This is a genomic window from Spirillospora sp. NPDC048819, from assembly GCF_040650055.1.
Taxonomy (GTDB): Bacteria; Actinomycetota; Actinomycetes; order Streptosporangiales; family Streptosporangiaceae; genus Spirillospora.
In genome coordinates this window covers 13,866-27,930 of sequence record NZ_JBEZGN010000024.1, presented here as the reverse complement: position 1 = coordinate 27,930, position 14,065 = coordinate 13,866, and the positions used below count along the sequence as shown (strand labels likewise).

General features: G+C 71.9%; 10 protein-coding genes. 4 read left to right on the top strand and 6 right to left on the bottom strand.

The genetic code is table 11. The features are described 5' to 3' along the window. Window positions 1-17: 17 nt before the first annotated feature. Genes ilvA through AB0C35_RS28005 form a run of 3 tightly spaced genes read right to left on the bottom strand, consistent with a single transcriptional unit; the run spans window position 18 to window position 3,437 of the window. Window positions 18-1,256 (bottom strand): threonine ammonia-lyase, encoded by a 1,239-nt coding sequence (ilvA, locus tag AB0C35_RS28015; protein ID WP_358461822.1) that lies wholly within the window; start codon window positions 1,254-1,256, stop codon window positions 18-20. 25 nt (window positions 1,257-1,281) lie between these two features. Next, window positions 1,282-2,259: an ROK family protein gene (locus tag AB0C35_RS28010; RefSeq protein WP_358462118.1), complete on the bottom strand. Its 978-nt coding sequence runs from the start codon at window positions 2,257-2,259 to the stop codon at window positions 1,282-1,284. Window positions 2,260-2,273: 14 nt separating this feature from the next. Further along, window positions 2,274-3,437, bottom strand: coding sequence for an FIST N-terminal domain-containing protein (locus AB0C35_RS28005; RefSeq protein WP_358461819.1), 1,164 nt, complete (start codon window positions 3,435-3,437; stop codon window positions 2,274-2,276). Window positions 3,438-3,643: 206 nt separating this feature from the next. On the opposite strand from AB0C35_RS28005, the gene AB0C35_RS28000 reads away from it, so the two are divergent. Genes AB0C35_RS28000 through AB0C35_RS27990 form a run of 3 tightly spaced genes read left to right on the top strand, consistent with a single transcriptional unit; the run spans window position 3,644 to window position 7,820 of the window. Next, window positions 3,644-5,080: a sigma 54-interacting transcriptional regulator gene (locus AB0C35_RS28000; RefSeq protein ID WP_358461816.1), complete on the top strand. Its 1,437-nt coding sequence runs from the start codon at window positions 3,644-3,646 to the stop codon at window positions 5,078-5,080. A 37-nt stretch (window positions 5,081-5,117) separates the two neighbouring features. Then, a complete protein-coding gene (locus AB0C35_RS27995; protein ID WP_358461813.1) occupies window positions 5,118-7,232 on the top strand; it encodes a hypothetical protein in 2,115 nt (704 codons plus the stop codon). 27 nt (window positions 7,233-7,259) lie between these two features. Then, on the top strand, window positions 7,260-7,820 hold the full coding sequence (locus tag AB0C35_RS27990) for a hypothetical protein (protein WP_358461810.1): 561 nt from the start codon (window positions 7,260-7,262) through the stop codon (window positions 7,818-7,820). Between the two features lie 36 nt (window positions 7,821-7,856). Here AB0C35_RS27990 and AB0C35_RS27985 read toward each other — a convergent pair whose 3' ends face one another. After that, a complete protein-coding gene (locus tag AB0C35_RS27985; protein WP_358461807.1) occupies window positions 7,857-8,948 on the bottom strand; it encodes an alpha/beta hydrolase in 1,092 nt (363 codons plus the stop codon). A 48-nt stretch (window positions 8,949-8,996) separates the two neighbouring features. Further along, window positions 8,997-10,154, bottom strand: coding sequence for a cystathionine gamma-synthase (locus AB0C35_RS27980; RefSeq protein WP_358461804.1), 1,158 nt, complete (start codon window positions 10,152-10,154; stop codon window positions 8,997-8,999). Between the two features lie 170 nt (window positions 10,155-10,324). Between AB0C35_RS27980 and AB0C35_RS27975 the strand changes: the two genes are divergently transcribed. After that, the gene (locus AB0C35_RS27975) at window positions 10,325-12,481 is read left to right on the top strand and encodes an MMPL family transporter (protein WP_358461801.1); all 2,157 of its coding nucleotides are present in this window, start codon (window positions 10,325-10,327) and stop codon (window positions 12,479-12,481) included. Window positions 12,482-12,641: 160 nt separating this feature from the next. Here the strand turns inward: AB0C35_RS27975 and AB0C35_RS27970 are convergent, their stop codons facing one another. Continuing rightward, window positions 12,642-14,033: a cystathionine beta-synthase gene (locus AB0C35_RS27970; RefSeq protein WP_358461798.1), complete on the bottom strand. Its 1,392-nt coding sequence runs from the start codon at window positions 14,031-14,033 to the stop codon at window positions 12,642-12,644. Between the last annotated feature and the right edge of the window lie 32 nt (window positions 14,034-14,065).

Here is a 14,065-nt window from a genome sequence, read left to right as displayed (position 1 = left end):
GCCACCGCCGGCCGCGGTCAGCTCAGCGTGAGGGTGTAGCCCTTTTCGCGCAGGCGTCCTATGACGTCCTCCGAATGGCCGGTGCCGCGCGTCTCCAGGTGCATGAGGACCTCGGCCTCCTCGACGTGCAGGCGGGCCGCGACCCGCTCGTGCATCACGTCCAGGACGTTCACGCCCAGCTCGGCGAGTTCGCTGAGCAGTGTCACGAGGGCGCCGGGGCGGTCCTTCAGCCGGCAGCGGACGACGAGGTAGCGTCCCGCGCCCGCGAGGCCGTGCCGCAGCACCTTCGACAGCAGCAGCGGATCGATGTTGCCGCCGGACAGCAGCACCACCACGGGCGGCTCGACCGCGTACGAGTGCTCCAGTATCGCTGCCACCCCGGCCGCGCCCGCGGGTTCGACGACCTGCTTGGCACGTTCGAGGCACAGCAGCAGCGCCTGGGAGATGGACTCCTCGGTCACGGTGACGACCGCGTCCACCAGGTCGGTGAACATGTCGTAGGTCAGGTCGCCGGGGCGGCCGACGGCGATCCCGTCCGCCATCGTCGGCTCGAGCTCGACCTGGACGGGTTTCCCCGCGGCGAGCGACGGCGGGAACGCGGCGGCGCGCTTGGCCTGCGCGCCGAGCGTCTTGATCTTCCGCCCGCCGGTCTCCGCCGCCACGCCCTTGACCGCGGCGGCGATGCCCGCCATCAGACCGCCGCCGCCGACCGGCGCCACGATCGTCCGGACGTCCGGGCACTGCTCCATGATCTCCAGGCCGATCGTGGCCTGCCCGGTGACGACGTCCGGGTGGTCGAACGGGTGGATGAACACCGCGCCGTGCTCGTCGGCGTACTCCTGCGCGGCGACGAGGCAGTCGTCGACGGTCGGGCCAGGGAAGACGACCTCGGCGCCGTAGCCCCGGGTCGCGGCGATCTTGGGGAGCGGCGCGCCCACCGGCATGAACACCGTCGCCTTGCAGCCGAGCATGGACGCGGCGAGCGCGACGCCCTGCGCGTGGTTGCCCGCGCTGGCCGCGACGACGCCGCCCGCGCGTTCGGCCTCGGTCAGCCCGGCGATCCGCACATACGCGCCGCGGATCTTGAAAGAGCCGGTGCGCTGCAGGTTCTCGCACTTCAGCAGGACGGGCCCGCCGATCTGCTCCGACAGCACCCGGGAGGGGATCATCGGGGTGGGGACGACCACCTCGCGGAGCAGCTCCCGGGCGGCGCGAACGCCGTCGACGCTGACGGCGCTCATTCCGCGTTCGCTCATAGGTGGATCCTCGCACCCGCCACGCTCAGCCCGCACTCCAATAGCGATCTTGCGCGAAGACCAGGGCGGCGGCGCCGACGAGCCCGGCGGTCTGGCCGAGCGCCGCAGGGACGATCCGGACACGGCGCGCGAACTCCATCCGGGCGTGCGCGCGGAACGCCTCCTCCAGCGGGTCGAACAGCAGCGCCCCCGCCTGGGACACGCCGCCGCCGATCGCCGCGACCTCCAGGTCGCACAGGTGCGTCGCGGACGCGATCGCGATGCCGATGGCGCGCCCGGCGCGGCGCATCGCGGCGACGGCGACCGGGTGCGCCCGGCGGGCGTCGGCGGCCAGCTCGACGCCGGTCACGTCCCGGTTCCCGTGCCGCCAGCCCTGCTCCTGCGCCCAGGCGACCAGCCCGGGACCGCGCGCGATCGCCTCCAGGCAGCCCCGGCCTCCGCACGCGCAGGGCGGCCCGTCGGGGTCGACGATGACGTGCCCGATGTGCCCGGCGTTGCCGGTGCCGCCGTTGATGAGCCGGCCGCCGAGGACGAGCCCGCCGCCGACGCCCGTGGACACCACCATGCCGAGGACGTTGTCGCGGCCGCGTCCCGCACCGCGCCAGTGCTCGCCGACCGCGACGCAGATCGCGTCGTTGTGGATGCGGACGGGCAGGCCCGGATAGCGGTCGCGGAGCCTGGCCCGCAGGGGGAAACCGTGCCGCCACGCCGGGATGTTGAGCGGGGACACCTCGGCGGCGGGCCAGGTCATCGGCCCTCCGCAGCCCGCGCCGACGCCCGCGAGCGGCGGGTCGCCCGCGTCGGCGACGAGTTTGGCGAGCAGGGACTCCAGCGTCCGCCACAGACCGTCGGCGTCCAGTTCGGGCCCGCTCGGGGTGGCGACGCGGTCGTAGGCGGCGATGCGCCCGCCGGGTTCGACGAGCGCCGCGGCCAGCTTCGTCCCGCCGACGTCCACCGCCAGGACGGGGGCGCCGGACGCCGGTGGGGTGTCCGGCCCGCCCATGGCGTCCGCGCCGCTCAAACGGAGTCTCCCGCCCGGCCGAACGCGAGGATGGACGCGGTGAAGCCGTGGACGTGGTTGCGTCCCGCGACCGGGCCGATCTCGCCGGCGCCGAAGAAGCCGCCCACCCCGGCGGGGCCGAACGCGCGGTCGAGGACGCGGGCGTCATGGTCGGAGTCGGGGAACATCGCCTGTCCGCGCCCGTTGCAGGAGAACAGCAGCGCGCCCTCGACCGGCGCCATGTCGAACCGGTCGAGCAGCGCGGCGAGGTCCTCGTCGGCGGCTCCGGCGTCGCGGACCTGGAACCGGACGGTGCGGCCCACGTCCACCACGTCGCCGATCGCGATGGCGCCGCTGTCGGTGTCGGCGCCCACCACCCCGCGGACGAGGAAGTCGCCGTGCTCGTGCACGTCGGCGTACTCGTCCATGGCGACGCCGATCAGCAGCCCGCGCCCGGCCAGTTCCTGCTCGTCCTCGGGCAGTTCGAGGACGATCTGCTCCAGCTTCTCCAGCGCGGGCACGCCCGCCAGCTCGTACAGGACGTTCTCGTCCGCCCTGGTCACCACCATGTCGGGGCCGATCGGCCGGGCACCCTGGCTGACCACCGTCGCGGCGGCCACGGACCCGCCGATCACGATGCCGACCGCGCCGTCCCGGTAGACCTCGCCGCCGACGAACAACCGCGCGTCGCCGCGCTCGCGGCCCTCCGCGAGACCGCCGACCAGGGGAAGTCCGGGCAGCGCGTCGTCGGAGCGCTCGACGAACGCGTCCACCGGGAAGCTGTACGGGTCGGTCAGCAGCACGCCGACCACGTCGTCGTCCTGAGCCTCGGGCATGCCGACCACGATCAGGCGGTCGTCGGCCTTCAGCGTCTCCAGCCGGAACGGGTCGAGCCGCGCGCCGGGCAGCACCGCCGCCCACGCGCTGACCGCGCCCGCGTCCTCCACGCCGCGCCCGGCGCCGATCACCCCGGACGCGCTGCAGCCCAGCAGCACCGCGGGCCCGGCCGCGCGCGCCGCGGCCAGCGCCGCCGCCTCGAACGCCTCCGGGTCGTCGCCCGTCATGAAGACGCAGACCAGGTCGGGCGCCGCGCTGAGCGGAGCGAGCGCCTGCTCGACCGCCGACACGGCCGCTTCGCACAGGTCGGGTCCGAGGGCCAGGCCATCACCGAATCGCGCCATCGGCGCCGCCTCCCTCACTGGTTATCGCCGGCTGCTTCACATCTCCAGTCTCCCCCGCCGCGCGCCCTCCACCCAAACATCGCCCGATCCGCGCAGGCCAGGACAGGCCCGGACGAATCGTCTGGCGATCGATTCCTCCGGCGAATCCTCCGGCGAATGCTCCGGCGGGGTGCGATTCCGCGTACGGGGGACGTAATGTCGATCGCGTGCGTTCATCCACACCGCGTGAATCCCCACCCAGCGAGACCACACTGGGCGAACTGCGCACCAGTGGTCACGTCCAGCGTTCGGTGAAGGCCGAGATCCGCCACAACCTGCTCGTCCGGCTGCGATCCGGGGAGCCGCGCTTCCCCGGGATCCTCGGGTTCGACGACACCGTCCTGCCGCATCTCGAACGCGCCCTGCTCGCCGGGCACGACCTGGTGCTGCTGGGCGAGCGAGGGCAGGGCAAGACGCGGCTGATCCGCACCCTGGCCGGGCTGCTGGACGAGTGGACCCCGGTGGTCGCGGGCTGCGAGATCAACGACCACCCGTACGCGCCGGTGTGCGTGCGCTGCCGCCGGCTGGCCGGCGAACTGGGCGACGAACTGCCGGTCGAGTGGCGCCACCGCGACGACCGGTACGGCGAGAAGCTCGCCACGCCCGACACGAGCGTCGGCGACCTCATCGGCGACGTCGACCCGATCAAGGTGGCGGAGGGCCGCACGCTCGGCGACCCGGAGACCGTCCACTTCGGGCTGGTCCCGCGCACCAACCGGGGCATCTTCTCGATCAACGAGCTGCCCGACCTCGCCGAGCGGATCCAGGTGGCGCTGCTGAACGTCCTTGAGGAACGCGACGTGCAGGTCCGCGGCTACGCGCTGCGGCTGCCGCTGGACGTGCTGCTCGTCGCGTCCGCCAACCCGGAGGACTACACCAACCGGGGCCGCATCATCACCCCGCTGAAGGACCGCTTCGGCGCCGAGATCCGCACCCACTACCCCCTGGAGCTGGACGCCGAGCTGGCGCTGATCCGCCAGGAGTCCGACTTCGCCGACCTGTCCGGCCTGCCCGCCGAGGTGCCCGACCATCTCATCGAGATCATCGGCCGGTTCACCCGCCTCGTCCGGGAGTCGACGGCGGTGGACGCCCGGTCCGGGGTGTCGGCGCGGTTCGCGCTCGCGGGCGCCGAGACCGTCGCGGCGGGCGCGGTGCGGCGCGCGGCGCTGACCGGCGAGGAGCACGCCGTCGCGCGGGTCTGCGACCTGCCCGCGGTCGTCCCGTCGCTGATGGGCAAGGTGGAGTTCGAGGTCAGCGAGGAGGGCCGCGAGCAGGAGGTGCTGGAGCATCTGCTGCGCCGCGCCATCGCCGAGACCTACCGGCGGACGCTGGGCGCCGCCGATCTGAACGGGCTGCTGGACAAGTTCGACTCCGGCGAGATCGTCGAGTCGGGCGAGCTGGTGGCGGCGACGGAACTGCTGCGCCGCATCGGCCGGGTTCCCGGCCTCGCCAAGATCATGGAGCGGCTCGGCATGAGCGGGGAGTCCCCCGGGCAGGCCGCGGCCGCGCTGGAGTTCGCCCTGGAGGGGCTGTTCCTCACCAGGCGGCTGTCCAAGGACGTCGCCGAGGGACGATCCGACGGGACGGCCACCTACCGGACGTGACGTCCGGACCTGAATTCTCCACGCGCAAGGAGATTCGATGAGCCGATACCGCTACGGCGCCTACGAGGACGGGCCCGACCCGCTCGCCCCGCCCTACGACGTCCGTGCCGCCCTCGACGCGATGGGCGACTCGGTTCTGGACGGCACCCGCCCGGACGAGGCGCTGCGGGATCTGCTGCGGCGCGGCCTGCCGGGCGCGCGGGGCGGCATGCCGAACGGCGGGCGGGGCCTCGACGACATGCTCCGCCAGGTGCGGGACCGGCGCCGCGCCCTGCGCGACCAGGGCCGGCTGGACGGGACGCTGGAGCAGGCCCGCGCGCTGCTGGACACCGCGATCGGGCAGGAGCGGGCCGAGCTGTTCCCCGACCCGGGCGACGAGGCGCGGCTGCGCGAGGCGGAACTGGACACGCTGCCGTCCGACACGTCCCAGGCGATCCGCCGGCTGTCGGACTACGACTGGCGCTCCGACGCCGCCCGGCAGACGTTCGAGCGGCTGAAGGACCTGCTGCGGCGCGAGGTGCTGGACGCGCAGTTCCAGGGCATGAAGCAGGCCCTGGAGAACCAGGACCCGGCCGCCATGGAGCGGGTCAAGGACATGATGGGCGCGCTGAACCAGATGCTGGACCGCGACGCCCGCGGCGAGCACACCCAGGAGGACTTCGACCGCTTCATGGGCGAGTACGGGGACATGTTCCCCGACAACCCGCAGAACCTGGAGGAGCTGGTCGACTCCCTCGCCCGCCGCGCCGCCGCGATGGACCGGCTGCTCGCCTCCCTCAGCCCGGAGCAGCGCGCGGAGCTGGGCGGGCTGATGGAGCAGGCCATGCAGGACGCGGGCCTCGCCATGGAGATGACCCGGCTCGGCGACGCGCTGCGGGCCCGCCGTCCCGACCTCGGCTGGGGCCAGTCCGAGCAGATGACCGGCGAGGACCCGCTCGGCATGGGCGACGCCACGACCGCGCTGGCGGAGCTGGCCGACCTCAGCGAGCTGGAGGCGGCGCTCGGGCAGGAGTATCCGGGGGCGCGGCTCGACGACATCGACGAGGACGCCGTCCGGCGGGCGCTCGGCCGGCAGGCCGTCGACGACCTGAGCGCGCTGCGCCGCATCGAGGCGGAGCTGGAGCGGCAGGGCTTCCTGCGGCGCAACCGCGGCAAGCTGGAGCTGACTCCGAAGGCGGTGCGGCGGCTCGGCGAGACGGCGCTGCGCCGCGTGTTCGCGCAGCTGACGTCCGGCCGGCAGGGCGACCACGACCAGCGGGACGCGGGCCAGGCGGGCGAGTTGACCGGGGCGAGCCGGGAGTGGCGGTTCGGCGACGAGCAGCCCCTCGACGTGGTCCGGACGGTGAGCAACGCCATCCGCCGCAGCGTCATGGACGGCGGCACCGCGAGGCCGGCGACCGCGAAGGTCGTGGAGCCGGGCACGGCCGACGTCGTGGAGATCACCGGCGACGGGACACGGAGCCCCGACGGCGTGAAGCCCGGTGTTTTGAAGCCCAGTGGTGTGAAACCCGATGGTGTGAAACCCGGCGTGAGACTGGGCGTGGACGACTTCGAGGTGCACGAGACGGAGCGGCGCACCGGCGCGGCCGTCTGCCTGCTGGTCGACCTGTCGTACTCGATGGTCCTGCGCGGGACGTGGGCGGTCGCCAAACAGACGACGCTCGCCCTGCACACGCTGGTGACCAGCAAGTTCCCGCAGGACGCCATCCAGATCATCGGGTTCTCCAACTACGCGCGGGTCCTGCACCCGACGGAGATGGCGGGCCTGGACTGGGACATGGTCCAGGGCACCAACCTGCACCACGCGCTGATGATCGCGGGACGGCATCTGGACCGGCATCCCGACTTCGAGCCGATCGTCCTCGTCGTCACCGACGGCGAGCCGACCGCGCACCTGCGTCCGGACGGCCGCTCGCTGTTCGACTACCCGCCGTCCACCGACACGCTCGTCCTGACGCTCGCCGAGGTCGACAAGATGACCCGGCGGGGCGCCTGCATGAACTTCTTCATGCTCGCCGAGGACCGCCGCCTCGTCTCGTTCGTGGAGGAGGTCGCGCGGCGCAACGGCGGCCGCGTCTTCGCGCCCGACGCCGACCGGCTCGGCGAATATGTCGTGAGCGACTACCTCAGAGTGCGCCGTGCCCGCCGCTAGCGGGGCCGGCGGGCTAGGGTCTGCGTCATGGCCGACCACCTGCTGCTGTTCTTCCACATCGGGTTCGCGATCTTCACGCTGGGGCCGCTGACGGCGGCGACCATGTCCACCCCGCGCTACATCCGCAAGCGCAACGTGGTCGTGGTGCGCTACCTCCACCGGGTCACCCAGATCTACGGCGTCGGCACCCTGGGGATCTTCCTGTTCGGGCTGCTGCTGGCCCAGGGCGACCTGGCGGAGGTGTGGCTGTCGGCGTCGATGACGCTGTTCATCGTCGCGCTCGTGCTGCTGCTGATCGTCGAGCGCGACCAGCGCAAGGCGGCGCATCTGCTGGAGGTCGCCGCGGCCGAGTCGGCCGGCGTCGAGGCGCAGGCGGCGGCCGCGGGCAAGCCCGCCGCGACGGAGGGCGAGGACGGCAAGGACGGGAAGGACCGCGAAGACGGCGGCGACGGCGCGGCCGAGGAGAAGCGGCCCGCCGCGGCGGACGGCGACATCGCCCAGGTGGAGCGCGGGCGGATGGCCGCCATCTCCGGCGTCGTCGCGCTGATCTGGCTCGTGATCCTGTTGCTGATGGTGTGGAACGGCTGATGGTCTGGAACGGCTGAGCGGCGGCCCGGCCGACGGCTATTCGGGGCCGGGCTTCAGGCGGTTCTTGAGCCAGTTCACGATCATCGGGTAGGTGCCCGCGTCGTCCAGCAGCTCCCCGGCGTGCATGTCGCCCTCGACGGTCTTGAGGGTGACCGGCACGCCCGCGGCGCGCAGCGAGCTCGCCAGCGCGGTGCTGTGGGTGACCGGGACGAACTCCTCGCTGCCGTGGATGAGGAGCATCGGCGCGTCCCCGGCGGAGACGTGCGTCGAGCTGTTGGCGTCCTCCAGCCGGGTCAGGCATTCGGTGGCCGCGGGGTCGTCGGGGACGCAGCGAACGAGGTCCACCACGGCCTGCCGCAGGTTCCGCCGGCTGGGCGTGGCGGTCGGCTTCCCGCCGTCCCGGTAGGCCAGGTACGGGTTGTTCGGCGGCGACAGCGCGACCACGCCGCGGACCCGCGCGGCGCCGGTCCCGAACGTGCCGAGCTGGGTCGCGAGGTGCCCCCCGGCCGACGACCCGACCACGGCGATGCGCTGCGGGTCGACGTTCCACGTCCGGGCGTGCCGCTTGATGAACGTGACGACGGCCAGCGCGTCGTCACGCTGCGCCGGCCACTGCGCCTTCGGCGTCAGCCGGTAGTTCGCCGACATGACGACGAAGCCGTCGTCGGCCAGCCGGCGCGCGAAGTAGCCCCAGCCGCCGCCCTTGTCGCCCACCTTCCAGGAGCCGCCGTGCAGGAACAGCACGGCCGGACGGGACGTGGCCCCGGGCGCGGTCTCGCGCCAGTAGGCGTCGACCTTCTGGAGGGCGGCCTTGCCGTAGGCGTACGTGCGGAACTTCGGCAGCTCGGGGGTGACCATGACCGCCTGCGCCGAGACGGTGCCGTCCGGCTCGCCGTCCGCCGACGCCTCCCCCTCGCGGGGGTGTGTCGTGGAGGACGTGGAGGGCGACTGCGAACCGGGGGCGGTCGGCGCGCCGGAGGGAGTGGCCGTCCCCGGCTCCCCGGTGGGGGCCGTGGACGGGACGGACGACGACGGCGACGGAGTCGTCGCCTGGGCTCCGCCCGGAATGGCTACGGCGGAGACACACGTCGCGGCGAACGCCGCACCACAGACCAGAACTTTGCGCACCCCGGGCCCCTTCTTTACGAACCTGGCGCGCCGAGTATAGATGTTTGATCAAGTGGCGTGGGACAGAGCCCGCTCAAGATCCCGCAGAAGATCGTCGACGTCCTCGATCCCGACCGACAGCCGCACCAGGTCACCGGGGACCTCCAGCGGCGACCCGGCCGCCGAGGCGTGCGTCATCCGGCCCGGGTGCTCGATCAGCGACTCGACGCCGCCGAGCGACTCGCCGAGCGTGAACAGCTTCGTCCGCTCGCACACGCCGACGGCGGCCTCCTCCGACTCCATCCGGAACGAGACCATGCCGCCGAACGCCTTCATCTGCTTGGCGGCGACGTCGTGCCCCGGGTGGCCGGGCAGCCCCGGGTACAGGACCCGCCGGACGGCCGGGTGCCGCTCCAGCATCTCGACGATCCGCTCCGCGTTCGCGCAGTGCCGGTCCATCCGCACGCCCAGCGTCTTGATCCCCCGCAGGGTGAGCCAGGCGTCGAACGGGCCCGCGACGGCGCCCATCGCGTTCTGGTGGAACGCCAGCCGCTCGCCGAGCTCCGCGTCCGACACGATCAGCGCGCCGCCGACGACGTCGGAGTGGCCGCCGATGTACTTGGTGGTCGAGTGGACGACCACGTCGGCGCCGAGTTCCAGCGGGCGCTGCAGATACGGCGAGGCGAACGTGTTGTCGACGACCAGCAGCGCGCCCGCGTCGTGGGCGACGGCCGCGAGCGCCGCGATGTCGGCGATGCCGAGCAGCGGGTTCGTCGGCGTCTCCACCCAGATGATCTTCGTCTCGGGGCGGACCGCCGCCCGCACGGCCGCGACGTCCCCGAGCGGCACTGAGTCGAACGTCACACCCCACGGCTCGGCCACCTTGGCGAACAGCCGGTAGGTGCCGCCGTAGGCGTCGTCCGGGATGATCACGTGGTCGCCGGGCCGGCAGACCGCGCGCAGCAGAGCGTCCTCGGCGGCGAGCCCGGAGGCGAACGCCAGTCCCCGCGAGCCGGCCTCCGCTTCGGCGAGGCATACCTCCAGCGCGGTACGGGTCGGGTTCGCCGACCGGGAGTATTCGTAGCCGCCGCGGAGCCCGCCCACGCCGTCCTGCTTGTACGTTGATACCTGGTAGATCGGCGTGACGACCGCACCGGTGGTGGGGTCGGGCTCCTGCCCGGCGTGGATGGCCAGGGTCTCGAAACCTCTCTGAACTTCGTTGTCCATGGGTACGAGGCTATCCACCCCGCTCCCCTCCTAGAGGAGGAGGCGCTCCCCCGGAGGTATCAGCCTCTATTTCAGCGCAGCGGGTGACCCCAAAGCCCCGTCCGGTCTCTACCGTTTTACAGGTATCCCTTTTGACCTTGATTCCCATCACCCTGAACTGAGGAAGCCCCATGTTCGCTCGGCTCGCGCACTTCGTCGTGAGACACCCGTGGTGGACGATCGCGGCCTGGCTAGTGGTCGCGATCCTCGTCATCGCCCTGTCCCCCAAGCTCACCACCGAGTCCGACCAGGGCGAGTTCCTGCCGTCCAAGTACGAGTCCGTGCAGGCCGCCGAGATCGCCGAGAAGGCGTTCCCGCAGCAGACGGAGATGTCCTCGCTGATCGTGGTGCAGCGGTCCGACGGCGGGAAGCTCACCCCGGCCGACAGCGCCAAGGTGGCGGAGGCGGCGAAGAACCTGTCGGCGAAGAAGTACCCGACGGTCCAGGGCTTCATGACCGCTCCGGAAGCGATCGCCCCCAACAAGTCGATCCAGCTGATCACCGTGCCCATGGAGACGGTGACCGGCGAGGCGGCCCAGGATCAGAGCCAGGCGGTCAAGGACATCCGCGCCGAGCTGCCGAAACAACTCGGCAGCGGGCTGGAGGCCAAGGTCGGCGGCCAGGTCGCCTCGTTCGTCGACAACGAGGACTCCTTCACCCAGTCCTTCGCGCTCATCACCATCGCGACCTTCGCCCTGATCATCGGGCTGATCCTGGTGATCTTCCGGGCGCCGCTGGCGGCGATCCTGCCGATCATCGTGATCATCGCGACCGAGCAGCTGTCGATGGGCCTGATCGGCGCCGCGTCCAAGGTGCTGGACTTCTCCGGTGACGACAGCCTGCAGATCATCCTGACCATCGTGATGTTCGGCGTCGGCGCCGACTACTACCTGTTCCTGCTGTTCCGCTACCGGGAGCGGCTGCGCGCCGGCGAGGACCGCAAGACCGCGCTGATCTCGGCGGTGGAGCGGGTCGGCGAGGTCATCACCTCCGCGGCGGCCGCGATCGCGGTCACGTTCCTGGTGCTGATGCTGGCCTCGTTCGGCATCTTCGCCGCCTGGGGCCCCTCGCTCGCCATCGGCGTCGTGGTGATGGGCATCACCTCGCTGACGCTGTTCCCCGCGATCCTGTCGCTGATCGGCCCGGCGGTGTTCTGGCCGTCCAAGTCCTGGAAGAAGCAGCCGAAGGGCACCACCTCGGCGCGGCTCGGCCGGATGGTCGGCGCGCGTCCGGCCCTGGTCGCGATCGGGGCGGGCGCCCTGCTGGTCGCGCTGGCGTCCGGCGCGATCGGCTTCAAGTCCGACTACGACTTCCAGTCCAGCTTCCCGCAGGACACCGAGTCCGCGCAGGCCACCGAGGACATGAAGAAGGGCTTCCCGGCCGGGCAGACCACCCCGGTGCAGGTCATGGTCCGCTCCACCGACGGGCAGCCGCTCACCAAGGCGGAGCTGGACGCCTGGGGGCAGCAGGCCAAGTCGCTGCCCGGCGTCGGCGGCGTCCAGCCCGCGGAGCTCAGCACGGTCGATCCCAAGGTGGGAGAGGTCAAGCTGGTCCTGAACGGCAACCCGGTCAACAACGAATCGATCAACCTGGTCAAGAACGACCTCGGGCCGGCGGTGCACGACATCGCGCCGGAGGGCACCGAGGTGTTCGTCGGCGGCGAGACCGCGATCTACAGCGACATCAACAAGGTGGTCAACCGCGACCTCTCGGTGATCCTTCCGGTCGCCGGGGTGCTCATCGCGCTGATCCTGCTGATGCTGCTGCGCTCCGTGGTCGCCCCGCTGTACCTGGTCCCGGCGGTGCTGCTCGGCTTCGCCGCGACCATGGGATCCGCGGTGTACGTCTTCCAGGGTCTGCTGGGCCAGCCCGGTGAGATCTTCCACCTGCCGATCATGCTGTATCTGTTCGTGCTGGCCATCGGGACCGACTACAACATCCTGATGACCGCGCGGCTGCGCGAGGAGGCCAAGGAGGGCCACGAGCCGCGCAAGGCCGCCGCGCTGGCGGTCCAGCACGGCGGGCCGACGGTCGCCGCGGCCGGGCTGATCCTGGCCGGCACGTTCTCGGTGATGCTGTTGGCCAAGGTGTCGATGCTGCAGCAGATGGGCTTCTCCATCGCGCTGGGGATCGCGCTGTCGGCCTTCATCATGGCGATCTTCCTGGTGCCGGGCATCACCGCGCTGCTGGGCCACAAGGCCTGGTGGCCGGGGCACGCGGACGAGCCGAAGAAGACGCTCAAGCCCGCCGACACGCGGGAGGACTTCGCCCCGTCCGGGCAGCGGTAGCCCGGACCCCTAGACGTCGGGTTGCGGAGCCCGGCCCGAAATGCCGCCCACGGCCGGGCTCCGCAACCCGACACCCTTCGGGGAAGAACGAGGCGCCGGAGACCACGACGGTCTCCGGCGCCTCTATTCGTCCGGCGCCTCTATTCGTCCGGCGGCGGCGTCAGGTGGTGGACGCGGCGAGGAAGGCGAGGAGGTCCTGGCGGGTGACGAGGCCCTTGGGCTTGCCGTCCACGAGGACGACGGCCGCACCGGACTTCTCCAGCACGCCCACGGCCTTGCTGACCGGCTCACCGGACCCGAGCGTCGGCAGCGGCTCCGACATGTGCATCTCGACCGGCTCGGCCAGCTTGGCGCGCTCCCGGACGAGGATGTCGAGCAGGTCGCTCTCCACCACGGAGCCGACCACCTCGGCCGCCATGACCGGCGGCTCCTCCTTCATCACCGGAAGCTGCGACACCTCGTACTCGCGCATGATCGAGATCGCGGTCTGCACGCTCTCGTGCGGGTGGACGTGCACGAACTCCGGCAGCGTCCGGCTCTTGCGGGTGAGCACCTCGCCGACCCGGGCCTCCTCGGTGGAGGGGATGAGGAAGCCGTAGTCGGCCATCCACTCGTCGTTGAAGATCTTGGTGAGGTAGCCGCGGCCGCCGTCGGGCAGCAGCACCACGATCACCGCGTCCGGGTCGGCCCGCGCGGCGACGCGCAGCGCGGCGACGACCGCCATCCCGCAGGACCCGCCGACCAGCAGCGCCTCCTCGCGGGCCAGCCGCCGGGTCATGTTGAACGAGTCCTTGTCGGACACCGCGATGATCTCGTCGCAGATGTCCCGGTCGTAGGTCTCGGGCCAGATGTCCTCGCCGACGCCCTCGATGAGGTAGGGCCGGCCGGTGCCGCCGGAGTACACCGAACCCTCCGGGTCCACCCCGACGATCTGCACCTTCCCGCCGGAGACCTCCTTGAGGTACCGCCCGGTGCCGCTGATCGTCCCGCCGGTGCCGATGCCCGCCACGAAGTGCGTGACGCGGCCCTCGGTCTGCTCCCAGATCTCCGGTCCGGTCGTCTCGTAGTGCGAGCGCGGGTTCTGCTGGTTGGTGTACTGGTTCGGCTTCCACGCGCCGGGGATCTCCGCGGCCAGCCGGTCCGACACCGAGTAGTAGGAGTCCGGGTGCTCGGGCGACACCGCCGACGGGCAGACCACGACCTCGGCGCCGTACGCGCGCAGCACGTCGATCTTGTCCTTGGCGACCTTGTCGGGGCAGACGAAGACGCAGCGGTAGCCGCGCTCCTGCGCCACGATGGCGAGCCCCACCCCGGTGTTGCCGGACGTCGGCTCGACGATCGTGCCGTTCGGCGAGAGTTCGCCGGACTGCTCGGCCGCGTCGATCATGCGGACCGCGATGCGGTCCTTCACCGAGCCACCGGGGTTGAAGTACTCCACCTTGGCGATCACCTGCGGCCGCCGGCCGCCGGTCGTGCTGTCGCCGATCACCTTGCGCAGTCGAACGAGCGGGGTGTTGCCCATCAGTTCGACGAGCGAGTCGTGTACGTGCACCGCGACATCCTTGTCGTTCAGTGTGTTGATCT